Below are 22,662 nucleotides of genomic sequence, written 5' to 3' on the forward strand. Positions count from 1 at the left end.
AACACGTTCTTGTTACAGAGCAAGGCTCGGAGAAACTAAGCAGCACACCTCACACCCTCTTTCATGCATAGTGTTAGTGCGCGTTCCCGCACTCGGCGGCCTATCGCTGGACGGCCAGCGTTGGGGGGCCTCCCGGCCGAGGTTCTTTTTGCCCGTGCGGGCTGTGTCGCGCCTGTTCTGACGCCTGTTCCTCAAGGGTCTGAAGAGCGCTTTCTGTCAATGCATTCGATGCTCAAGACCGGTGAGTTCTTTGATCGAAATGCAGGCGCCACAGCATGAATCTTGCGAATAGCGTTCAGGATCTGAGCGTCTGAGACGTCCCTGGTGGGACGTGAGCCGAGCCATTCCGCTGATGGGGTTGCACCGCTGTCTCAGCAAAGTGCGTCGTCCACATTGAGCGTCGTCTCGACGCAATTACATGCTTGACGTCCCAGCGGAGATTAGACGACCTCATCTGCTTTAGTTGCATGTAGGTGCCTTCCTGGCGGGCGCAAGTACATCTACGAGGTAGAAATAGGGACGAAAATTGCTAACAGTCCCGAAAATACTGTAAAGACTGCCGCCGTCGCGATCATGGCGCGGAAGGATATATTTGGGATATCCAAGCAAAAGAAGGAATCGTTTTCGATCATGTTCGTGGCATTCTTCACCTATGCAAGAAGGCTGATATCGAGCGCAAGCGGTAAGGCTCCCATCCGCGCTTTGCTCACCATCTGGCGAAGAGATCAATGCTATGATCAGCCCTCTGTGTCCGCCTCCGGCGGTTAAAAGGTTTCGCCGGATTAGAGCCGAAGAGTGCGCGATCCTCGAGAGTGCCCAAAGGGCGTCCCGCCGAGCGCGAGAAATTTCAAACCAAGCCCCGTTGTGCGGCCTGCATTTCAGCCGTCGACGCATTTTGGTGCAAATTGTACTCCCCCCGGGTGCTATCCTTTCCAAACTGCCACAACCCGATCAGTCGCTTGTAGGAACGACATGCGAATCCTTCTCTGGTGGCGGCCGCAATGCTCAAAAAAGGCGCGAATCAACCGCGCCGATGGTTCAAAGGGGAACTGAAAATGACGATCTCTCGACGCGACCTATTTAAGGTGGGTTTAGCTGCCGGAACGGCTCTCTCGATCCCATCGATCCTTCGGGCGCAGATAGCGCCAACCGATGCACGGACGGTCCGAATGGTGACAGACAACCTTACCGTCTTCGACCCGGTCGTTTCAACAGCGACCGCCACTTATACCCATGCACAGGCGATTTATGATACCCTGTTTGCGGTCGATACGAATTTTGCGCCGCATCCACAAATGGTCGGGAAGTGGGCCATTTCCGATGACAACAAGACCTATACATTCGAACTCCGCGATGGTCTTGGGTGGCACGATGGCACTCCGGTGACCGCGGCGGATTGTGTCGCGTCAATTCGTCGGTGGGCCCAGGCGGCCTCGGGCGGGAAGTTGATGATGGCTCGGGCTAAGGATATCTCCGAAATGGACGATAAGACCTTCAGAATCGAGCTCAAGGAGCCGCTTGGAGCGCTGGTTGACATCCTAGCGTTCCAAGGCCCATTCATCATGCGCGCAAAGGACGCGAGTTTCTCTCCAACAGAGCAGGTTACCGCGAATATCGGATCCGGCCCATTCAAGTTCAATATGGCCCTGGCTAAGGCGGGCGCAAGCTTCACTTATGACCGAAATGAGAAATATGTGCCACGCAAGGAGCCGGCCGGCGGATTCGCCGGCGCGAAGATCGTAAAGGTCGATAGTGTCATTTGGGACATAGGTTTATTCAGCAATCAGCAGACTGCCGTCGCGGCTTTGCAATCAGGTGAGATTGATTTCTTGGGGCTGCCGCCGGTCGATCTTTTGCCTGTCATCGAGAGTGATCCTAACCTCAGACTGGAAGTCTTGGATAAATGGGGCGCTGACATGTTCGTGAGCATGAACTGTCTGCAAAAGCCGTTCGATAATGTGAAAGCACGCCAGGCGATGCTTCACCTGATTGATCAAGAGGCTATGATGCGCGCTGCGTACGGCGACCCAAAATACTTCCGCACCGTCACTTCGATCTTCGGAAATAATTCTCCGATGTCCAATGACGAAAATACGGGCTGGTTCAAAAAAGGCGGCGACCCCGAAAAGGCCAAGCAGCTCTTCAAGGAGGCGGGCTATGCCGGCGAGAAAGTCGTTATCCTGCAGCCCACGGATTGGGCGGAGGCTAGCAATGCTTCTCAGCTTCTGGCGGCCACATTGAGGAATATTGGGATTAATGCCGAGCTTGCACCAAGCGACTGGGGTGGCCTTGTTGCGCGCCGCGCAAACAAGAGCCCGGTAGAGAACGGAGGCTGGAGCCTTTTTATAACTACTGAATCTGAAGGGATCCTCGGAACTGTTATCACCGCAGTCACCCTGTCCATGGATGGCGAAAGTTGGTGGGGCTGGCCTCGGAACGATGAATATGAGGCTCTGCGAGCCCAATTTGCAAATGTCGCGTTAGTCGAGGAGCGTAAGGCCTTGGCCCGGAAAATGCAGCAAATTCGGTGGGACTACGCACCCCAGGTTCTGCTGGGTCAAAATGTCGTGCCAACGGCTCACCGCAAGAACCTTACTGGCCTCATCGGCATGCCGATCGGCATGGGAACCCCGATGTGGAACATGCAGAAGGCTTGACGCGTGGCCGCCTACATCCTGCGCAGATTGGTTTCGACCGTCGCCGTCATGGCGATGGTCGGCGTCTTCGTCTTTCTGCTTCTCCGGCTGGCGCCGGGCGATCCCGCTGCGATCATCGCCGGCAAGTCCGCTACGGCGGAAATGATCGCGGGCATCCGCGAGAGGCTGGGCCTGAACGATCCTATGCCGGTTCAGTTCATACATTGGGTGCGGGATATGCTCGGCGGCGATTTCGGCACCTCGATCTTTGCCGGACGACCGGTTCTCGAACTGATCTCGCAGCGGCTTGAACCGACCCTTTCCCTGTCAATCCTGACGATGATCCTTTCGGTGTCGGTCGGAGTTTCCTTCGGTGTCCTTGCCGCGTGGCGAACTGGCGGGCTCGTCGACCGCCTCCTCGCGGCTTTTTCGGCACTTGGCTATTCCGTCCCTGTCTTTGTCATCGGCTATTTCCTCATATACTTGTTCGCCATCAGGACACACTGGCTACCGGTGCAGGGATATGTGCCGTTCGATGGTGGCCCGAGACCATGGTTCGTGCATCTGATCCTTCCCACCGTGGCGCTAAGTCTTGGCTACGTCGCATTCATCGCGCGGGTTACGCGGGCGAGCATGCTTGAGGTCCTGTCGGAAGACTATATGCGAACGGCTGCTGCCAAGGGCGCTTCGTCCTATGCCATGCTTTTCCACCATGCCTTGAAGAATGCCGGCGTCCCGATCCTGACCGCCATCGGCATAAGCTTCGCCTATCTCATTGGCGGGGTTGTGCTTACGGAAACGGTGTTCAACATCCCCGGTATTGGTCGTCTGGTCGTCGATGCGATCAACAATCGCGACTATCCCATCATTCAGAGCGTGCTTATCCTGACTTCGGGTCTGTACGTCCTCATCAACCTCACGGTCGATCTGGCCTATACGCTGATCGATCCCCGGATCCGATACTGATATGACGCTCATCTCCGCACCAGTTGAAGTCGTGCCGATGGGTCGGCTGCAGCTAGCCGATCTTCCTCGTCTGGCAAGGCGACACCCGCTGGTCCTGTTCGGCGGCGGCCTGTTGGCGCTACTGATCATCCTGGCGCTTGCCGCCCCGATTTACGCCGGCGATCCGGGGAACATGGATCCGTTCAAACGTCTCCAGCCGCCTTCGGGCGAAATGTGGTTTGGAAGCGATAATCTGGGCCGGGACGTGTTTGCGCGAACGATCTTCGGCGCCCGGATCTCCCTCATGGTCGGATTGACGTCGGCGGTCTGTGCTGCCTTGGTTGGGCTTCTGATCGGGATACTCGCTGGCTACAACCGCATATTCGACAGCATTGTTATGCGGGTCATGGATGGTCTTATGTCGATCCCGACGATTCTACTGGCCATTGCGCTCATCTCGCTGACGGGCCCCGGCATCGGCATCCTTATCGTCGCCATCGCCATCCCTGAGACGCCGGCGGTCGCCCGATTGGTTCGCTCGGTGGTCCTCAGCGTTCGCGAACGTCCCTATGTGGAGGCTGCGCTCTGCGGCGGAGCGCGCCTGCCCAAAGTGCTGTGGCGGCATATCCTGCCCAGCACCATTCCGGCGCTCATGGTCCAGAGCGCTACCGTCTGTGCCAGCGCGATCCTGACGGAGGCAGGGCTCAGCTTTCTCGGGGTGGGCGTACCGCCCGAGATTCCGAGTTGGGGTAACATGATCGCCAGTTCGCGCCTGTATCTCGCCATCGCCCCATTGACGATCTTCGGCCCCGGTATCTGCCTTGCCGTCACAGTCCTTGCCGTCAACCTGCTTGGCGATGGTCTGCGCGATATGTTCGATCCTCGCTCAAAGCGGAGACGCTGACGTGCTGATGCGAGAATCTGCAGAGGATGATGTGCTTCTCGACGTTCGCGACCTTGAGACGCACTTTTACGGCGACGAAAGCGTCACCCGCGCCTTGGGCGGCATCAGCTTTCAGGTGAAGAAAGGCGAAACGCTCGGCGTCGTCGGCGAATCCGGCTGTGGGAAGAGCGTCACTGCCCTGTCGGTTCTTCGCCTGCTGCCGAAGCTGACTGCCAAGACCGTTGGTGGCGAGGTCCGCTTTCACGGACGCGATATCCTTGAGCTGTCCGATCTGGAGATGCGAAAGATCCGCGGCGACCAGATTGCCATGATCTTCCAGGAGCCGATGACGAGCCTGAATCCGGTCTATACGGTCGGCTACCAAATCGCCGAGGCGGTGCAGATCCACACGAAAGCGTCTCGTTCCGTTGCCATGGCAAAGGCCGAGGAAATGCTCCGTCTCGTCCGCATCGCGGACCCCGAGCGTCGCGTTAACAACTATCCTCACGAAATGTCGGGCGGCATGCGCCAGCGCGCCATGATCGCCATGGCTCTTGCCTGCTCACCGGAAATGTTGATCGCTGATGAGCCAACCACCGCGCTTGACGTTACCATCCAGGCGCAGATCCTGCGGCTCATCGTTGACCTGAAAGAGCGCACGGGAACGGCCGTCATGTTCATCACGCACGACCTTGGCGTGGTAGCCGAGACATGCCAACGCGTGATTGTTATGTACGCTGGCCAGATCGTTGAGCAGGCGACCGTAATCGATCTGTTCGCGCGTCCGGCGCACCCCTACACCCAGGGCCTGATGCGATCGGTGCCGGATTCGCGACGGGGCCGTCAGCGCCGCCTTCCGGAAATCCCCGGCATCGTGCCATGTCTGCGCGAGCCCATTGTGGGCTGCAGCTTTGCGCCGCGCTGCCCATTCGCGATCGATATTTGCCGCGAGAACACACCCATCCTGCGGGATGTTGGGTCGAGCCACGCCGCAGCTTGCTGGCGCGCCGAAGAGGTGATGGGCGCATGACTGGTCCTTTGCTGAAAGTCGAAAATCTGACCAAGCATTATCCGCTTGGCTCGGGAATCTTCAAGAAAAGCATCCCGGTGATCCAGGCGGTGGAGGATGTATCCTTCACCGTCGAGGCGGGCGAGACGCTTTGCATCGTCGGCGAATCCGGCTGCGGCAAGTCGACCGTGGCGCGGCTACTGATGCGGCTCGTCGAGCCGACGGGTGGACGCGTGCTGATCGACGGGACCGACATTGCCGGTCTCAAGAAAGACGCGCTTCACGCGTGGCGTCGTCGGATGCAGATGGTCTTTCAGGATCCTTACTCGTCGCTAAACCCGCGCCTTACCGCCGAACAGATCATCACCGAACCCGTCGAGAATTTCGAGCGCCTCAGCCGGAAGCAACGCCAGGCACTCGCTGCCGACCTTCTCCGAAAGGTCGGAATGTCGCCAGAGATGATGCACAGGCTCCCGTCCGAATTGTCGGGCGGTCAGCGCCAGCGACTGGGTATTGCACGTGCTTTGTCGCTCAACCCCTCTCTCATCATCGCCGACGAAGCGGTGTCAGCCCTTGACGTCTCCGTGCAGGCGCAGATCTTGAATCTGCTTCTGGATCTCCAGCAGCAGATGGGCATCGCCTTCGTCTTCATCTCGCATGACCTTGGCGTCGTGGAGCATATCGCGCATCGCGTCGCCGTCATGTATTTGGGGCGGATCGTGGAGCTCGCCCCGAGCGAAGCGCTCTTTGCGAAACCGGTCCATCCCTACACCGAGGCGCTGATCGCGGCGGCACCCTTGCCGGATCCGACGTGGGTGCGGCTGGACGCGCCCGTCGAGGGCGAGGTGCCCAGCCCCATCAACCCACCGAGCGGGTGCACGTTTCACCCGCGCTGCCCGCTCGCGGTCGAGCGTTGCCGCATCGACGTGCCACCTTTGGTGCCGATGGCCGACGGACGCGTCGTGGCCTGCCATGTGCGCGCTCCAGTTTCAGAAATGCCGGCCCTACCGGCTGCTTCTGCTAATTTTTCGCGCGGTCGTGTGAATATGACCGAGACGCTTTCACCCGATCAAAGATATCCAATGCACCGCTGACACGGAACCCGAACTTTATTTCCACATCGAAGAACAGTGAAGAAGTACCATGCAAGAACATTTACGTGAGAATGAATTTGATCCTGCCGAGCAGACCAATGGTTATGACACGATCGGATCGACTGCAACGAACGTTGCGGACGGGTTCACAATGGCAGCGGTGGGCGACTTGCTCTACGCGCGGCCAGTAGCGAAAGGTTACCATCCGGGCCTTTCTGATGTTCTCAAGACATGCCAGGGCGCCGACGTTACATTTGGGAACTTGGAAACCAACATCTTGGATTTCCAGTCCAAAGGATGCCCCCAGGCTGAGTTTGGTGGGGCATATTGCATCAGCTCGCCTGAGCTCGCAGCTGACCTGAAAGAGTTGGGCTTCAATCTGGTAAGCCGTGCGAACAACCACACGCTCGACTGGGGCGTTGAAGCCATGCGGGAAACGAGCCGCGCCCTTGAACAGAATGGGATCGTACATGCAGGTGCGGGTGAAACGCTTGCACTAGCCGGTGCGGCCCGATTCTTGGAGACGCCTCGGGGTCGCGTGGCGATGATCTCGTTTGCCACAACCTTCATGCCTATGGCACGAGCGTGCGATCCCGCAGGGGAGGCGCCCGGTAGGCCAGGTCTAAACGCCCTTCGCTTAACGAAAAACATCGTAGTTCCTCGGGAAATGCTTGAAACCCTACGCCGGATACGGCATGCGTTACCAGGTTACCCTCCGGGCACTCAGAACCCAGATCGTGTTGTACTGGAAGGGGTGACATATAAGGAAGGCGATAAGGTCGACTACAACTTCGAGCCTGACCCGCGAGACATCGCTTATATTCTGCGAAACGTTCGTCAAGGCAAGCAAATCTCCGACTTCTGCATCGCCACGAACCACGGGCACGAGCCGGGGGAATGGTGCCAAGAGCCGCTTGAGTACGAACAGTCGTTTGCCCGAAGGGTTATTGATGAAGGTGCAGACGCATATATCGTTCACGGACCGCATATATTGCGAGGTATAGAGATCTATAAAGGGCGGCCTATCTTTTACAGTCTAGGAAATTTCTTTTGTCAGGACCTTCGCACGCCGGCAGGGGCTGACATGTTCGATCAATTCGGCAAGGACCCCCGGATCAATACGGATGCCGAGGTGACGATCGACCACTTGGCAAGAGGATACCCGACTCCAGAAGGACGAACGGGCCCCCAATGCGGCACCATCTATTACGAGAGCGTTGTCGCTGTCAGCCGCTTTGAGCACAATCAGCTTGCTGAATTGAGGCTTTATCCCATCGAGCTTCGTCGCTCCCAGCGCTTTGCCAACCGAGGGGTGCCGCGTCTAGCACCCGCACCGCTAGGAAAGGAAATTCTGGAGCGGCTACAGAAGCTTTCGTCGCCTTTTGGGACCCAAATCGATATTGAGGGCGATGTCGGAATGATAAGGCTAAGCCCCTGTGACCCGTCGAAGGCGCAAATTAGCACCTAATTCCAAACAATCGCGCACTTTAGATCCGGGTCGGAAGATCCTGGCGACCTGACCATTCGTCTGACGAGTACCGGGGGGCGCGTTGGTGTCGCGAATTCTTACAAAATGGAAGCTGAACGATGAGCGAAGCACCACATCTTACATTCGATCTCGACAAGCCTGGTGTGAGCACCGGCCACCTTGTTGTCCCCAAGGGCGCCGACTGCGCAGCGCTTTCGCTTTCAGTCTTTAGTCTGAATAGAGGAGAGGGACCGCGTCTTCTCATCACTGGCGGAAATCATGGCAACGAATTGGAAGGGCCAATCGTCGCTCGGCGGCTTGTTGGTTGGCTGCCTAGAGCGCAAACCTGTGGAAGGGTGATCATCGTACCTGAGATCAATCCGCTGGCCGTGCAAGCTTGGACCCGCAACACGCCTATAGATGGCAAGAATCTTAATCGAGTGTTTCCGGGCCGCGCCGACGGGTCGGTAACCGAACGCATTGCGGATGCGATCTCGCGCCTGTTGTTGCCAATAGCCGACACCATATTTGATCTGCACAGCTTCGGACCAGGGTGGGATTTCCCACCGACCGCAACGACACTTCCTATTGCTGACCCCGATCTAATGCGGAAAACATTCCTAATGACAGAGGCATTCAAACTACCGCTGACATTGCTCTGGGAACATCCAGAAGCGTCCGGAATGATGGATGTCTTGGCCCAAAGCAAGGGTAAGGTTATCGTCTGTGTGGAATTAGGCGGCGGCAATGTCAACTCCGAAGCTCTCGCAATCTACGAAGCTGGAGTGCGCAACGCACTCATCGCGCTCGGACTTGTTGAGGGAAAGGCCGAGTATCCGACATTCCGTCGACAGAGATGTAGCCAGACACTGCAGACACGGCGCTCGTTCGACGAGTTGAAATCTCCTGCACGGGGCATCTTCGAACCTCGCTGCTCGGTGTTGGATGAAGTGAAGGAGGGAGATATCATAGGCATGCTGCATCCTTGGGATTCTTTGTCGGCTGATGCGATTCCGATCCGCGCGCCTAGTGCGTCCATCGTTTATGCTGTTCGATCCGGAGCGTATGTCGACGTTAATGAAGAAGTAGCGATGGTTGCGCATCCGCTAAATCGACCGCTAATGGAGGTCGTATCCCATCTGATCGTGTAACTCGGCGACAGCGTAGGCCGCTCGCGAGCGCGCCTTCAAATCGCCGAACCGAGCGAGCCGCGGTCAATGAACTGGGTCGCCGGAGAGATAGCGCCTATGAAATACCGTATCCTGCCTGGTAAGATGGAACCTGAGACGAACACCTCTAGCAAGGTGCCGACGACGCCTGAGCATTCCTGATCCTGCGCCTTGCTGCTGGACGAAAGCATCCAGCAGCAAGGCGGGGCATCCGGCCAGGAAATCTGGCAATGTCGACGAACAGCGCCGGCCAGCGACCGCGTTCTTCTACACGTAGCCGACGCCGCTCTTAGCGTTGACGGCTGGCTTATCGGCGGCTCGCCTTCCCGATTGAGAAGGGCGGCGATCCGCCGATAGCCATAGGTCGACCGCTCACTGACCAACCTTCGGATGGCTGGCAGCACCTCTGCATCCTCGGCCTTGCGATAGGGACCGCCAGGCTTCGACCTGCCGTTCAGTCGCTCGACCAGGTTGGAGCGGGAGACACCCAAGGTATCGGCCACCGTCTTCATCGGGAACCGTCCTTCGACAAAGCGAGATCGGTCTTTTTTGACTGGGCTTTGGAAAGGTCCTCGCGCAGTATTTCGGCTTCCAGCGTCTTGCGGCCGAGCATGCGCTCCAACTCCCGCACGCGTTCTTCGAGCTTCTTGACTTCGGAATTGCCGACGACAGGTTCGTCTGAATCCACGGCGGCTGCCCCTCCCTCGCTCAACAATCTGCGCCACCGATAAAGGAGATTTGGCGCAACCTCATGCCGGCGGTACCGTCTCGCCCGCCTCAAAGCTCTCCTCGATGATCTGCAGCTTTTGCTCGGTTGTCCACCGCCTGCGGCGGACGTCGCCCGTTATCAATTCAATGCGTCGATACCCGTCGGATATAAGCTTATCCCCAAGCCTGTGCTTGAGCCTTTCTGCTTATGCCGACTGTCCGGTCGAAATGGGGGGCACTTCAACTCCACTGTCAGGTCAATTTTGCACACCGATTCACAATGCGGTGCGGACACGCTGACGCATGACCGACAACAGGCTTATCCCCCGCACGAGCAGAAAAATGTGATACGCTGCCCAGAGCCCGTGGTTGCCGAACATCTGTCCGAATGTGAACAAAACAGTGAGATAGGCTGCGAAGGATAAGAGCATCATGTTGCGTATGTCGCGCGACCAAGTTAGCCCAATGAAGATGCCGGTCATCTGGAACGCCAGCACGCCGCTGGGCGCCATGAAAGCCGCCCAAACAAGATGTGATACCGCCTCCGCACGCACGTCCGCTGACTTTGTTATCGCGCCGATGAGTTGTTCGCCGAACGAGAAGATTAGGACGCTTGCCAAGCCCGCAAGCACGATTGCCCAACTTGCCGTTAGCTTGACGGCACGCATAAAAGCGAGCTGATCACGGGCGCCAGTGGCACGACCGACGAGCTGCTGTGCAGCGGTCGCGAACCCACTGAGGAAGTATTCTGCGAAAAATAAAAAATGCATCAGCACTGCATTGGCGGCGACGGTCAACGTGCTTAGCTGCGCGCTCTGCCGCATGAAAAGGAAGTATGCTCCATTGAGCACGAAGGAACGGATCATGATGTTCCCGCTTAGGTGGAGCATCGACCTAATCGCCGCAACGCGGAACGTATGCGTGGGCGACATTTTCGGCATCGCGCGAGAACGCCCGAGGAGGATTGCCATGCCGGCGATCATAGCGGCCGCCTCGCCGCACACCGCCCCCCAGCCGACGCCTGCAATGCCCCAGCCGAGACAAAGGCCCAGAAAAGTCGAGGAAGCGAAATTCACGGCGTTGAGGAGGAGTTGGAGGAAAAGACCGACGCCCGCCTCTCCGCGACCCAGGAAATAGCCAAGGATCGCATAGTTAATGAGCGCGGCCGGCGCCGAACCCAGTCGGATGCGGACGTAAAGATCCATCGTGGCGGTAACTTCCTGCCCCGCGTTCATGAGCCATTCGCCGATCGCAGCAATCAGAGGGGCAAGCAGGACTAGGGCCAAACCCGAGGTTGCGGCAATGGCAAAGGCGCGCCAGAAAACCGCTCGCTCTTCCAGGGCATCGCACCTCCCGAAAGCCTGTGCGACGAGGGCGGTCGTCCCGGAGCACAGGAAATTGAAGGTCGAGAACACGACGTCGAAAATGACCGCCCCGACGGCAAGACCGCCGAGCAGTGCAGTGTCGCCGAACTGGCCCACCACGGCCGTATCGACAAGGCCGACCATCGGGGTTGTTAGGGATGCGAGCGTAATCGGAATCGCGATCACCAGAACCTGCCGATTGGTAACTTGGAACGGTCTGGGGCCGAGGATCGGAGCTTTCTCTTCCACGCCGCCTCCTATTGGATCGGTTACGACGTTTTAATTACGGGCGGTGTGGCCTGAGACCGGGATGCGGTGTTCGGTCTCGGGAGATCAAAACACCGGCAGAGCTTGCCGAATGTTGCATAGACCGACTCCTTAGCGTTCGTAACGCCAGATGAGCACTCTCTTTCCCATCCGGCTGCTACCCCTCCGTTGTGTGCATGCGGCTTTAATCGCCAGCCAGTTTTCAGCCGTGCCCGACCTCAGACTTTTGGGGTGAAGGTACCATTGTCAGCGATTTGCGGGCGCAAAGAGTCTGTAAATTTAATTGTAATATCTATTACGAGGTTTTCCTGCCGCCGGTGCGGCACGGAGCGTCTGACTGACTTAGGAGTTGAAGGGGGCGACAGATTTTCCGGGTGAGTCATCGCGCTTGCACGCTAGTTTAAGTCTAGGGGATGTCGATTCCGAAAAGCCGCGTGTGGGCTACATCCCAGGATTCGATTCATTCAAGCCGAGTAGCTATGTCCGGCAGCCGTCGCGGCCAATACATAAGTGTCGTGCATCCCGAGTGTCGGCATACAGTTGATCTCTAGGACAAAAGGGCTTGCCGAGCGATCAATCCGGGAGCAGCGGTTCTACTCGCTTAGCGACGTATGTTCGTTGGTTTTCTCGATCTTGATTCGCGCGGCATTGACCAGAATGTCCAATCTCACGCTTTCTCGGCCGATGAACATTACTTCGGCGACACTCTCCAACGTCACAGATGCAGAAAGGTCTCCAGCATAGACGGTCGCCCTTTTTAGACGCATGCAGATCGCCCGGCCGAGCCCGCAACGCCCCCCCGGTCACCAGCGACACTTTGCCTGAGATTGTGGCAACGATTTACCACCTGCTTTTGGATTTGTTCATCAGTTCGACAGCGTCACGAATACGCGCTCGCTGTCCCGGCCCGAGGCTACCAACCCGCTCAGGGTGCAGCGCGCGCATAGGCGTCGAGAACAGGCCGTGAAAATGATGGGCAGCGTGCTCTGACTATCCCGAAACATCGGGATCATTGACGATACGGCCTTGTATATGAAGCCGGCGTACTCATCCCCTTTTGAACACTTTCGACCAAGCCAATATCCTCGGCCTGAAGCACCTCGCCGAGATACTTGATCGTCTGCAATTGGGTGGCGTCTGGCTCCTTGCTTTCAAGGAAAAAGTCAAAGGTCTCAAACGAGCGGTCTGGACCGGCCGGGATGATGCTCAGCACAATCATTGAGGATCGGCCCGGATAACTCATCAGGTAGAATTGGGCCATAACCACCAGACCGCATGGACCCGCACGGTCGCGTTGGACACGTCGTAGGCTGTGTCGGCTGATTTTCCTGCATCCGCCATGTGACTCGAGTTGATCCCGTGGGTCGTCACCTTGTAGGTCTCCATGTCAAGCGAACAGAAGTCCTTGTGTGCTGTCGGGCAGTGGTAATACTCATGGACGTTGTCGACGATATTCTTCCCGTTCGATTTGATGTCGCAGGTCTGCCGATGGGCGAAGGTGAGCTTGTCGATGTCGGGAGCCCAGTGACGGATTTCGGTTCGAGATCCCCGGTCTGTGATTTAATGGAGGGAGCGGACGCATCGAGGTTGACGTAGATAAAGCCGCAAAATTCCCCGACCTGGACCTCGTCGAGGCAGATCTCCTTGGTCGAGAAGTTCTCAAGCGCTTCGGTATGCATGGCGCGAACCAAGAGAGCGTTCGTCGCGCCATACTCGCAAGCTTAAAAAATCTAGCGGCTTACTGCAACTCTCGCGCACGGCCGGCGCCATTCCCGGTTTTCCAGATCGAGTCAAAGTTGCCTAACATCACTTCCGCGACGCTGAAGGTTTTCTTCCCCTGCCGGGAAGTCAGGCGAGCGTCGATGTCGGGATAGATAAAGAAGGGAAGGGAAATTCGTTCGGCCGGACCAGTGTGCACGACCTGATGCGGCGTGCTCTTAAATCGGTCATCGCTCAAGGTTTGAAGCATGTCGCCCAGATTGACAACGAGACTGTCGGGCAAGCTCGGCGCCGGCACCCAGCGCCCCCCGAACCACACCTGCAAGGAGCGCATGGGGAGATCCTCCTGCAGCAGCAGCGTGAAAAACCCATTGTCGGTATGCTTACCGGCCGTGCCGCCAGTAGACGGATACCGGATCACGCGCTGCAGGACCGTCGGCGGGCTGAAATGGCGTCGGAACCAGCCCTCTTCCATTTCGAGCAGGTCGGCCAGAGCCATCCCGAGCTTCGGCACAACCTCATTGACCACGCTAGCCTGCAAAGCAAGCAGGCTTCGAGCGAAACCAGGAGCGATCGCGTCATCCGGAAGGCGTGTGCAACCAGCAAACGGACGCCGGTCGCCTTCGTTCTCGATTCCGAGGTCGAACATTTCCTTCGGATCGGGGCCGGCCTCGGGATGTAGCACCTCGCCGTACAACGGACTGTATCCACGGGCGGTAGCAGGGTACACGTCTTGGGCGGAGTGACCGAAACGTTCCTTTGTCGCCTGTGGCAACGCGAAGAACCGCCGGGAAGCCTGGATCGCTTCTGCGATCTGTTCTTTCGGGATGCCGTGCTCAAGGTAGAAGAACCCGTACTCCTCGCAGGCCAGGCGTAGGCTCTCGCGCTCTTCGTGTCGCGTTGCGTCGGCTGCCAGTTTTGCCAGTGAGATTTGCGGTAGTTCGGTCATAGATGCTCCTCCGTGGGTGCGTTGGCTTTATCGGTCACCTGGAGAACCCAGTAATGCGCGCCCTCCTCGCCGACGTATTTGCCGTCGTTTAGACACTGTGCCGGCACCAGGATGCCCGCATCCTGCAGATGCTGCACCTCATCCTTAAAGGATGTGGCCTCCGCATAGCTCTTGCGGGTGCTTGCGATGATGAATCCTTTGGGGCGCGTGACGCGGGCCAATTCGCGCAGTGCCTCCGGTCGAACATGCCCGAGTGTCAAGACGCCGCAGCAGACTGTGATGTCATAGCTCCCGCTGGAATATTCGAAGAGCGGTCCGTTAAGGTCGACACCCGCTCGAACATGGCGGTAGACGCCGGTCTGCCGGGCCTTTTCGGCCATCTCCTCGGAGAGGTCGAGCCCTTCGATCAACCGAAAGCCGAGGCGTTCAAGCTGAACACCGACGAGGCCCGTTCCGCAGCCAGCGTCCAGGATCGCGATAGCTGCTCGCTCATTCGCAAAATACGCTGTCTGCACGGTGCCCGCGAGTTCTGCAACCACCGTCGGCCCGCAGTACCCGTCGCGGCCAACGTCCAGTTCATAGGAACTCGCCCAACTGCGATAGAAGTTGGCCAAGCGACCGGCGTCGCCGTCGAGGGCATGGGAATCCTGAATGCGCTTTCGTGCGGCTTGCTCAAGTGCGGTCCGTTGGTCGAGGATATTCATCACAGTTCCTCCTTTAGGGGCAGATCAGATGCGGTACGGTCGTCAGCGGTGGCACAATGGCACTGTCTAGATCAACAAGCTGCTCGTTGCTGTATTGCTGAGCATGTCTATCCGACCAAGCGGAGGCGCCTACGCTCCAGGTGATAACGTCATACATAAGGGCATCGCTCAGGCCCATGCCGCGCCCAAGATCAAACGCCTCGTCAAGCATCAGGCGATTGACGTGGGTGAGCTCGCCGACGAGAGACTCGAGCAAGCGTATTTGGATGGCACTGAGCGGGACGTCCTCGAGTGGAAACACATGCTCACGCTTCGGTTTGATCCGTCCGAGGGGATCGGTCAGGAATTCTTGGTCTGGAGTATGCGCGGGATTGGCACCGTACTTGGATGGCGCGCGATAGCCCGGCACTTGCAGTCGAACGCCGAAGACCACCTCGGCCAGCTCGACGACTCGCAGATGGCTGTCGTGGCGGTCGAACTTCCGACCCGCCTGGCTATAGCGCCTTTCGACCGCGCGCCCGATCGGCAGCCCCACGCCGAGTTCGTCGGCCAGCTGGACGGTCAAGCCCAGATCCTTCACCGTGATTTCAAGAGTGCAAGAGCGATCGTAGCTGCCATCAAGAAGAAACGGGACGAACTGCTCGATTGCAACAGAGTTTGCGGACGAGGCTACAAACTTGCGCCACGCCTGCTGGGCTGGAACGCCCTCTTGCACGCTTTGGCAGAGCGCGTGGCCGCTCGCAACGGCTGCAGCGTAAAAGAGCAGGTTCGTCAGCAATTTGACTGATTGGCCCTGACCGATGTCTCCGACATGAAAGGAGATGGCTCCCATGGTTTGCAACACTGCCTCGCAACGCACATAGGCCCCCGGTGGCCCGCCGACGAAGAAGCTGACATTGGCGAAATCGACGCCCATGTGGGACAAGTTGCTCACGGGGGCTTCTAGCGAATCCACGCCAATTGCTGCGGCCCGGCGGGCGATCTCGATCGTGTTGTGGTAGTCGGTGGTGGACGTATCGATCCACACGCTCCCCGGTGCCATTCCGGCCAAAGTGCCTTGCTCGCCCGTCATGTTGTCAAAGACGTCGTGTGGCAGCGGCAGGCAGGTGATGACAATCCCGCAATCGCGGGCCGCGTCGCGCGGTGCGTCATGCCACCGGGCTCCCTTTTCCAGCACGTCTCTCGCAGCCGCAGGATCGATATCGTAGACGTCCACCTGATAGCCGGCTTCCAGGAGCTTGGCGATCATCGGTCGCCCCATGCTGCCAGTACCAATGAATCCGATGCGATCGACGTTGCGGAAATGAGCGGCGCTTTCAGCCTCTGCGGCAGACAGTAGGTTTCCTTTCATAGGTACACTCTCGATTTTCTTAGTTTTCGCATGCAACAGTCACCTGATCGAATGGCAATACACCAGACTTATGGTAGAAGCAAGGGAAGGTGTATGAAAACATCTTTGCATTTTTATTGATGATTTACTGATGATATTTCAATGTTTTGGCGGACAGTTCACAATTATGAGACGTATAAGGACTGAGATAGGGAGGCTTTGTTGTTGACAGCTTGGCGACAGCCTCTTCGACGAAAGGGTGCGCGAGTAGTCGGGCTTCAAGACGGCCAAGCGCTATCGGCCTCTGCCGCCGAGGACGCCCGGCGTCGTGTGTGTACGGCGGAAGCTGGAATCTTCAGAAATGGCAGGACCCAAAACAGCCAATGCAGGGCGGTGTCCCGTCAGATTCCATGTTACGTGAATTGCCATCAACGTGCGTTCGTGATCGCTGGGTCTATGTCAAGTCCTCGCTTGCTGCCCGAAAAGAATTTCCCGAGCTACGCACACCTGCCTGGCAAAGATCCGCATCCGGTTTGCGACCCGTTATCAAAACGATCCAGCGACCGTTGTCACCGTCGAGGAATCACTCCGCTCAAACGTGTTCCGATGGGGGATCGACCTCTTCAACCACGGCTATTACTGGGAAGCTCATGAGGCTTGGGAGCCTCTATGGCAGACTGCGAACCAAGCGCTCAGCAGCGCCTGTTCTTCAAGGGATTGATCCTGCTGGCAGCGGCCGGGGTGAAGATCCGAGGGGGAAAGCGGGTCGCTGCCGCGCGCCATGCTGCAAGAGCTGCAGCGCTTTTTCGTCAGGTGACGCTTCTGCCGAGCCGGCCCCTTGAGGCTGCACTCGGAATGACACCTGCCGCCCTCGCGGTAGACGCCGAAGCGGCCAAACTTTCCCGGCTGTTTTACCAGAGCCGACGCCTGACCAGCCTGAGTCGGTCTTCGATTTCATTCTCGGGCGGAAAACTAATAGGCAACCCGACAGGACGATTCAAGCCTTATTTGGAAGCACTGCCGGCCTGTGATGGATAGTTCGACAAGGGCAGTTTCAATCCCGGTATAGTGACCTACCGCTGAGGCCGGCTCTGGCGGAGCACCCACGGCAGGCGCCGCTCCCAGCGTTCACCTCGCGGCAAAGGAAACATCTTTCCGCGACCGCTTCTTCTTTCGGATTCGTCTGTCTTCAGTGCGTTCGATGCGTCCGGAACCGGCACTTCCTCAACCGTCGGCGGCTCAGGAAGCGGGACGTCGGGCATGATCACGTCCTCGGTGTCAGGTACCGCGGCAGCCACCATGGGCTGAGACCAACATCTTCGCCAGTCGAAATCCTAGCTTCAGCGATCGGACGTCTTCGCTTCCGCCGTATCGTTCGCGATGGCGGTCAGGTCAATGCCGCCCCAGATTGACTGTGGCCGCTTGACGAGCCCACGCTTCTGTCTGATCTCGACGACAAGGGGTCGCTGCTTCAGAAGCGATTAGAGAACCTCTGGGGATGCGACCTTCGCCTGTGCAGGGCCGAGGGGAAAGAAAGGCGCATGAGGCGCCCTTCATTTCAGATCGGCAGTCGCAAGCCACCTTCGCCTTTGGTTGTCAGAAGCGATAGGTGACACCTGCGCCTATCAACCAGGGATCGAGAGCGGCCCTTCCCGTCAGCTTCGCGCCGTCCACCGTGACGTCGAAGTCTGGCTTGAGGAAAAGTTTCTTCACGTCGAAGTTGACGCCCCAGTGCTGATCCACCATGTAGTCGAACCCGACCTGCAGCGCGGTACCGAACGTGTTCTTAATCTTGAGAGCGTCGGCACTGCCGACATCCTGGTTATAGAATATCGTGTAGTTCACGCCGGCGCCAACATAGGGCTTGAACGCGCCGAGATCAGTAAAATGATACTGCAGTGTGAGCGTGGGCGGCAGCAGCCAAACCTTGCCGACATTGCCCAGCGCGCCGATCGCTCCTTGGCCCTCGATGTTGGCATAGGTGGCGCCAAGGATAAGCTCCGTGGCGATGTTGTCCGTGAAGTAATAGGAGATATCGAGTTCCGGCGTCACAGTGTTCGAATATGAAAGGCCGGAGCCGGGCACTGCATTGACGTAGCCCGAATCCTCGGTAATGACCCCCAACGCGCGCAGGCGGACCTGCCAAGGATTTGGCCATTCCGTGACCGCGGCTCCAGCCTGCTGGACGCTCGCGGCTTGCGCAAGCTCGGCCGCCACGGCCTGCTGTCCCATCAGAATCAGGACGATGGCCGCTGTTACGCCCCGCGCCACGCCCATTCGCTTTCTCGCCATGATATTCTCTCCTTGCTCTTCAGAAATGATGCACTGAACTACGAAACTCTTGCAAAGTGCGTGAGATTGGCGGAGCGCTCTCCAGTCCTTGCCGCAGCGCGTTTGCGGATAGTCTTGCACGTGTCGTGCCAAACGAGAAAATCATTTCACAACAATGACATGGCTCTGACTGCCGTGTGCCTCATGTCGACTTTGTCGCAGACCCGACAACGAGTGCAGCCGTGACCGCCCTGATAGAACCTCCTGTGCGAGCTCGGTGGGCACTGCGGAATAACAGTGAAGCTCACCGCCAACTGGCCGAGCTTCATCTACGTCGGCGACGGGGCGATTGACGACCACGACGTCGCCGGTGTCGAGCACGGCACGGCCTGAGGAGCTCCGCGGCGGCGATCATCGAATGACTGCGATTACGAGGGCTCCCATTCCTGGCCGACCGGTAGGCGCGCAAAAGACTGCTGCCTCATCCCTCCGCCTGGATTGAGCCGCAGGGATGGAATGGCGTCGTGCTTTGGACCGGCAGAATGGTCCTAACCAATTCTGTTCCGGCTATCTGTACAGAGATTCATCGATGCGCTTAGGCCGGGCATCCGCCCATCCGCGACCATCTGAGCATGAGCATCGATCCTTCACCACCATAGAGAATTGCTTCCCCATGAGAGAGGCCTCGCGGCGGACATGAGTTTGCGTCACTCTTCATGTCGAGGCCTCCGAGGATATAGGGATCGAGCCAGTGCAACAGCACGATAGGGCAGGAGCTGGGGGCTCTTGCAACTGCTGAGCTCGATGGACACGGCACATCGTGATCTGTCCGGCAGAGACGCAGGGTTCTGCACTGTCCGTTCATGAAGACTGTGCTGGTCTCCATAAGAGAAGTATTCTGATGCAGAGGGTGCCCGATTAGCTATTCGGAAAAAGGCGACATCCGAAGTGCAAATCGGGCGCCCCCCCCTGAAGCGTCCCCCTCAATGTCGGATTTCGGACAGGATCGTAAATCCGCCAACCCTTTGTTTAATAAAGTTTCCTTCTCTGGCACGGCCTATGCATGGGACTCTGCGAACGCATCAGCGAGACGCCGTCCATGATCATGCGCACCGAAAATGCCGTCGCCGTAGTGAACACCGCGCTCTCGCCTGCCATCAAGCCGCCGAAAGGCCGGCGCGTCACGGTCGGGCCGGCGATTGGGCCGGCTTCAAACACCTTAATGGGCCTGCAAAGCGTCTCGCGTGACGGCCACGCGGGCATCGAGACGAACGGAAAGGCATACGTCGTTGCCCCACGTCGCCGGCCTGACCCCTCGATTTACCGCGCCGGAATGCTCCGGCCCACATTCGACGACGCGAACGCGCTGGACAAATTCTTGCAAACCCGGTCGGGACCGGTGCTCCGAACGTCCGCGAGGGGGGCCCAGTGGCTGCGGCCGATATTCGCCGCGAACAAGCAGCCTAGTGGGAAGACTCTATAGGAGGAAGCAGTGGAGTTATCTTGCGTTGGGATCGGTGCTGGCCCGTCCAATTTGAGCCTTGCGTGTCAGCTACACGAGCAAGTCGGGAAAGGGGCGGTGTTCCTGGATCGGCAGGTCGACTTCCGCTGGCATCCAGGCAGTGCATTCGATTCCTCGGAGCTCCAGGTCAGCCACTTCAAGGACCTGATCACTCTAGTGAATCCGCGATCAGCCTACACTTTCGTAAACTTCCTCCACGAGAAGGGGCGTCTGTATCACTTCCTGAACGCACAGTTCGAAGCCGTGCTGAGAGTGGAGTTCGAACAATACCTGAACTGGGTCTTCCACAGGAACCCACTTGTGCTTGGCGGCGAGACAGTGCGCGAAATCCGCTTTGACGGAGAGTTTCGGGTGCGGACGGATAAGGCGATTCTCGGCGCCAGAGACGTCGTGGTCGGCATTGGCAAGCAGGCGCAAATTCCGCCTCAGTTCCAGGGCTGGACTGGACGCAATCTGTTCCACTCATCTGTTTTACTGCACATCCACCCTGAGGTGCGGAGAAAGCATGTCTGCGTGGTCGGCGGAGGACAATCGGGAGCCGAGGTGATGTTGCATCTTATCGGCCTGCCGAAAGAACGGAGGCCTGCCTCGATCACTTGGGTCTCGCAACGCGAAAACTATCTGCCTCTGGACAACAGCCCGTTCACAAACGAGTTGTTCATGCCCTGCTTTTCGGATCGTTTCGCGGCGATGAGCGAGTCGCAGCGTAAGCTGCTCCTGCGGCGTTTCGTGCTTGCCTCGGACGGCATTTCAGAAAGCACGTTGCGCGCGATCTATCAGGCGCTCTACCGCCACTCATTTTTCGAGCCAAACCGATGCGACATCACACTGCGGCCGGGCTGCACCGTCTCGCACTGCATCAACGCCGGACCGGGTCACAGGCTGACCCTGCAGCATGGCATGGACGAGCTCGAAGAAGTCACGGCTGACATCGTCATCCTGGCCACCGGTTACGAGAACGCGGTCCCAAGCTTGTTGGCACCGATCATGGGCCGCTTGGAGCAGATCGACAATGAATTAGCTATTCGCGAGGATTTTTCGGTGAGCTGGGACGGACCGTGTGACAGACGCATCTTCGTACAAAATGCGAGCCTCGGGCAGCGCGGCCTGGCGGATCCGAACCTAAGCTTGCTGGCCTGGCGCGCGCGCCGCATCCTCGATAGCCTACTTGGGCGCGCGCCATGCGCGAACCCCGAGCATCCTGGCTTCATCACCCATACCTCGATCGAGAGCTGGCCCGACCACGCAGCCGAAGAAATGGGCAGTGGAATATGACTCGTATGCTTTTGATCATCGGCGGTGGCATCCTAGGAATGATGTCCGCCTGCGCTGCGGTGAACCCCGGAGGCTTCTCCGATATCATCGTGATCGACCAAGCCCTTGGACCAAGCGGCGCATCGCATCACTCTGGAGGCGTGCATTTCCCCTACGGTTGCCAAGGCCGTACCAAGTCGCTCACTCGAAAGACCGCCGTGGTCTTGGCGGCCATGGCTGGGTCGGCAGGTAGCGGATGGTGCCGGCCTTTGGCGATGCGTGTCGTGGTTGAACCGGGTGAAGCGATTGATCCGGCCCAGTTTACGGAACCCCTGGACCCGGCTGAGCCTGACATAGGCAGTCTCGCGCCGAGCTTCTGCGGACATACCCGCCGGAGCGGAACGCACTTACATCGCCTCCTCACCACGTGAGTCCGTCTCCGTGGACCCGCAACTTGATCAGCGCCCGACCGCCCTTGGGGTCTGACCAATCTGTCTTTCCAACAGGAGGCTTTTCGCATGTTGACTGATACACAAAGAGACAAGTGGCAGAAAGACGGATACGTCAGGCTCGAAAGCTTCTTTGCGCCAGCGGCTCAGGAAGATATCTCTGATTTTGTCGAAGATATGTCACGCTGGGATGTCAGCGACGACAAATGGCTCATGTGGTTCGAGAAGACGACGGACAATCGAAAGATCACCTCCAAGATGGAGAATTTTCTCGACTTCCATGATCCATTGCGCCGTTTGCTCTTAGAAGATCAGCGCATAAAGTCAGCGGTCGAGGAGTTGCTTGGCGAAGATTCGCGCAGGCTCAAGGAGCTGCTGATTTTCCACTACCCCGACAGCGGCGGCTATCTCCCGCATCAGGACATTTATCACATTCCACACAAACTCGCGGACCGGATGGTCCATGCGGTGGTCGCCATAGGCATCGACGATTCCGACGAGGAAAACGGCGGGCTTTTCTTCAGCCCCGGCAACCACAAGAAGGGGGTCTTTCCCATGGACGCCGGTGGGGCGATCGATCCTCAAGTTGCCGAAACGTTCTCCTGGGAACCCGTAGTATGGAAGGCTGGCGACATCTTCATCTTCGACGATTACGCACCGCACTACTCACGACCGAACAAAAGCAATCGTTCTCGGCGGACACTCTACTTGGTGTTCCAGCGTGCCTCAACCGGTGGGCCGACCCGCGCTGAATATAACGTGCTTAAGCGCGCCCTTAACCCGCCCGAGGGCAAAGTGGCCGATCTCGACAATCTCAAGCCCCCAAATGGGATCTTCTATCGCGATTGAGCTCACGCAGCCAGGCGGAGGCATGCACACTAAACTGGTCGACCGCTCAAAAAATGCGCGGACGGTATGGCG

General features: G+C 58.1%; 18 protein-coding genes and 1 pseudogene. 11 read left to right on the forward strand and 8 right to left on the reverse strand.

The features are described from left to right. Window positions 1–1,055 precede the first annotated feature (1,055 nt). The 7 genes from NKI15_RS28910 (at window position 1,056) to NKI15_RS28940 (ending at window position 9,186) form a co-directional block, all read left to right on the forward strand. Window positions 1,056–2,657: an ABC transporter substrate-binding protein gene (locus NKI15_RS28910; protein ID WP_352887766.1), complete on the forward strand. Its 1,602-nt coding sequence runs from the start codon at window positions 1,056–1,058 to the stop codon at window positions 2,655–2,657. Window positions 2,658–2,660: 3 nt separating this feature from the next. Next, window positions 2,661–3,602 carry an ABC transporter permease gene (locus tag NKI15_RS28915; protein WP_352887696.1) on the forward strand — a complete coding sequence of 314 codons (942 nt, stop codon included), beginning with the start codon at window positions 2,661–2,663 and terminating at the stop codon, window positions 3,600–3,602. A gap of 1 nt (window position 3,603) precedes the next feature. After that, window positions 3,604–4,485 carry an ABC transporter permease gene (locus NKI15_RS28920; RefSeq protein ID WP_352887699.1) on the forward strand — a complete coding sequence of 294 codons (882 nt, stop codon included), beginning with the start codon at window positions 3,604–3,606 and terminating at the stop codon, window positions 4,483–4,485. Between the two features lie 7 nt (window positions 4,486–4,492). Continuing rightward, window positions 4,493–5,494: an ABC transporter ATP-binding protein gene (locus NKI15_RS28925; RefSeq protein WP_352887769.1), complete on the forward strand. Its 1,002-nt coding sequence runs from the start codon at window positions 4,493–4,495 to the stop codon at window positions 5,492–5,494. Then, window positions 5,491–6,567: an ABC transporter ATP-binding protein gene (locus tag NKI15_RS28930; protein ID WP_352887701.1), complete on the forward strand. Its 1,077-nt coding sequence runs from the start codon at window positions 5,491–5,493 to the stop codon at window positions 6,565–6,567. The genes NKI15_RS28925 and NKI15_RS28930 overlap by 4 nt, the downstream gene beginning before the upstream one ends. A gap of 49 nt (window positions 6,568–6,616) precedes the next feature. Next, window positions 6,617–8,035, forward strand: a complete 1,419-nt coding sequence (locus NKI15_RS28935) for a CapA family protein (RefSeq protein WP_352887703.1) — start codon at window positions 6,617–6,619, stop codon at window positions 8,033–8,035. A 119-nt stretch (window positions 8,036–8,154) separates the two neighbouring features. Next, the gene (locus NKI15_RS28940; RefSeq protein ID WP_352887705.1) at window positions 8,155–9,186 is read left to right on the forward strand and encodes a succinylglutamate desuccinylase/aspartoacylase family protein; all 1,032 of its coding nucleotides are present in this window, start codon (window positions 8,155–8,157) and stop codon (window positions 9,184–9,186) included. Window positions 9,187–9,492: 306 nt separating this feature from the next. Here NKI15_RS28940 and NKI15_RS28945 read toward each other — a convergent pair. The 7 genes and pseudogenes from NKI15_RS28945 to NKI15_RS28975 form a co-directional block, all read right to left on the reverse strand. Further along, a pseudogene (locus tag NKI15_RS28945) lies at window positions 9,493–10,082 on the reverse strand (transposase); the annotation flags it as partial. A 105-nt stretch (window positions 10,083–10,187) separates the two neighbouring features. After that, on the reverse strand, window positions 10,188–11,525 hold the full coding sequence (locus NKI15_RS28950) for an MATE family efflux transporter (RefSeq protein ID WP_352887708.1): 1,338 nt from the start codon (window positions 11,523–11,525) through the stop codon (window positions 10,188–10,190). A 1,027-nt stretch (window positions 11,526–12,552) separates the two neighbouring features. Beyond that, window positions 12,553–12,804, reverse strand: coding sequence for an SRPBCC family protein (locus tag NKI15_RS28955; RefSeq protein WP_352887711.1), 252 nt, complete (start codon window positions 12,802–12,804; stop codon window positions 12,553–12,555). Then, entirely contained in the window at window positions 12,786–13,103 is a 318-nt protein-coding gene (locus tag NKI15_RS28960; RefSeq protein WP_352887771.1) for an SRPBCC family protein, read from the reverse strand. The genes NKI15_RS28955 and NKI15_RS28960 overlap by 19 nt, the downstream gene beginning before the upstream one ends. Before the next feature lie 178 nt (window positions 13,104–13,281). After that, window positions 13,282–14,211 (reverse strand): isopenicillin N synthase family dioxygenase, encoded by a 930-nt coding sequence (locus tag NKI15_RS28965; RefSeq protein ID WP_352887714.1) that lies wholly within the window; start codon window positions 14,209–14,211, stop codon window positions 13,282–13,284. Further along, the gene (locus tag NKI15_RS28970; RefSeq protein ID WP_352887716.1) at window positions 14,208–14,915 is read right to left on the reverse strand and encodes a class I SAM-dependent DNA methyltransferase; all 708 of its coding nucleotides are present in this window, start codon (window positions 14,913–14,915) and stop codon (window positions 14,208–14,210) included. The genes NKI15_RS28965 and NKI15_RS28970 overlap by 4 nt, the downstream gene beginning before the upstream one ends. 13 nt (window positions 14,916–14,928) lie before the next feature. Beyond that, window positions 14,929–16,266, reverse strand: a complete 1,338-nt coding sequence (locus NKI15_RS28975; protein WP_352887718.1) for an NAD(P)-dependent oxidoreductase — start codon at window positions 16,264–16,266, stop codon at window positions 14,929–14,931. 577 nt (window positions 16,267–16,843) lie between these two features. Between NKI15_RS28975 and NKI15_RS28980 the strand changes: the two genes are divergently transcribed. Together NKI15_RS28980 and NKI15_RS28985 are read left to right on the forward strand one after the other, a co-directional pair. After that, on the forward strand, window positions 16,844–16,966 hold the full coding sequence (locus NKI15_RS28980; RefSeq protein ID WP_352887720.1) for a DUF309 domain-containing protein: 123 nt from the start codon (window positions 16,844–16,846) through the stop codon (window positions 16,964–16,966). Beyond that, window positions 16,915–17,283 (forward strand): hypothetical protein, encoded by a 369-nt coding sequence (locus NKI15_RS28985; protein WP_352887723.1) that lies wholly within the window; start codon window positions 16,915–16,917, stop codon window positions 17,281–17,283. The genes NKI15_RS28980 and NKI15_RS28985 overlap by 52 nt, the downstream gene beginning before the upstream one ends. A 558-nt stretch (window positions 17,284–17,841) precedes the next feature. On the opposite strand, the gene NKI15_RS28990 is transcribed toward NKI15_RS28985, so the two are convergent. Beyond that, window positions 17,842–18,537, reverse strand: a complete 696-nt coding sequence (locus NKI15_RS28990; RefSeq protein WP_502898728.1) for an OmpW/AlkL family protein — start codon at window positions 18,535–18,537, stop codon at window positions 17,842–17,844. Between the two features lie 1,471 nt (window positions 18,538–20,008). On the opposite strand from NKI15_RS28990, the gene NKI15_RS28995 reads away from it, so the two are divergent. Together NKI15_RS28995 and NKI15_RS29005 are read left to right on the forward strand one after the other, a co-directional pair. Further along, window positions 20,009–21,313: a lysine N(6)-hydroxylase/L-ornithine N(5)-oxygenase family protein gene (locus NKI15_RS28995; RefSeq protein WP_352887725.1), complete on the forward strand. Its 1,305-nt coding sequence runs from the start codon at window positions 20,009–20,011 to the stop codon at window positions 21,311–21,313. 497 nt (window positions 21,314–21,810) lie between these two features. Further along, on the forward strand, window positions 21,811–22,590 hold the full coding sequence (locus tag NKI15_RS29005) for a phytanoyl-CoA dioxygenase family protein (protein ID WP_352887731.1): 780 nt from the start codon (window positions 21,811–21,813) through the stop codon (window positions 22,588–22,590). Window positions 22,591–22,662: the final 72 nt, after the last annotated feature.

This window comes from Mesorhizobium sp. M0862 (genome assembly GCF_040319795.1).
Classification (GTDB): Bacteria; Pseudomonadota; Alphaproteobacteria; order Rhizobiales; family Rhizobiaceae; genus Mesorhizobium.

Excerpts from the sequence above, each read along its gene's own strand:
- NKI15_RS28910 (WP_352887766.1), top strand. The coding sequence starts at position 1,056 with ATGACGATCTCTCGACGCGACCTATTTAAGGTGGGTTTAGCTGCCGGA.
- NKI15_RS28920 (WP_352887699.1), top strand. The coding sequence starts at position 3,604 with ATGACGCTCATCTCCGCACCAGTTGAAGTCGTGCCGATGGGTCGGCTG.
- NKI15_RS28925 (WP_352887769.1), top strand. The coding sequence starts at position 4,493 with ATGCGAGAATCTGCAGAGGATGATGTGCTTCTCGACGTTCGCGACCTT.
- NKI15_RS28930 (WP_352887701.1), top strand. The coding sequence starts at position 5,491 with ATGACTGGTCCTTTGCTGAAAGTCGAAAATCTGACCAAGCATTATCCG.
- NKI15_RS28935 (WP_352887703.1), top strand. The coding sequence starts at position 6,617 with ATGCAAGAACATTTACGTGAGAATGAATTTGATCCTGCCGAGCAGACC.
- NKI15_RS28940 (WP_352887705.1), top strand. The coding sequence starts at position 8,155 with ATGAGCGAAGCACCACATCTTACATTCGATCTCGACAAGCCTGGTGTG.
- NKI15_RS28955 (WP_352887711.1), bottom strand. The coding sequence starts at position 12,804 with ATGGCCCAATTCTACCTGATGAGTTATCCGGGCCGATCCTCAATGATT.
- NKI15_RS28965 (WP_352887714.1), bottom strand. The coding sequence starts at position 14,211 with ATGACCGAACTACCGCAAATCTCACTGGCAAAACTGGCAGCCGACGCA.
- NKI15_RS28970 (WP_352887716.1), bottom strand. The coding sequence starts at position 14,915 with ATGAATATCCTCGACCAACGGACCGCACTTGAGCAAGCCGCACGAAAG.
- NKI15_RS28975 (WP_352887718.1), bottom strand. The coding sequence starts at position 16,266 with ATGAAAGGAAACCTACTGTCTGCCGCAGAGGCTGAAAGCGCCGCTCAT.
- NKI15_RS28985 (WP_352887723.1), top strand. The coding sequence starts at position 16,915 with ATGGCAGACTGCGAACCAAGCGCTCAGCAGCGCCTGTTCTTCAAGGGA.
- NKI15_RS28990 (WP_502898728.1), bottom strand. The coding sequence starts at position 18,537 with ATGGCGAGAAAGCGAATGGGCGTGGCGCGGGGCGTAACAGCGGCCATC.
- NKI15_RS29005 (WP_352887731.1), top strand. The coding sequence starts at position 21,811 with ATGTTGACTGATACACAAAGAGACAAGTGGCAGAAAGACGGATACGTC.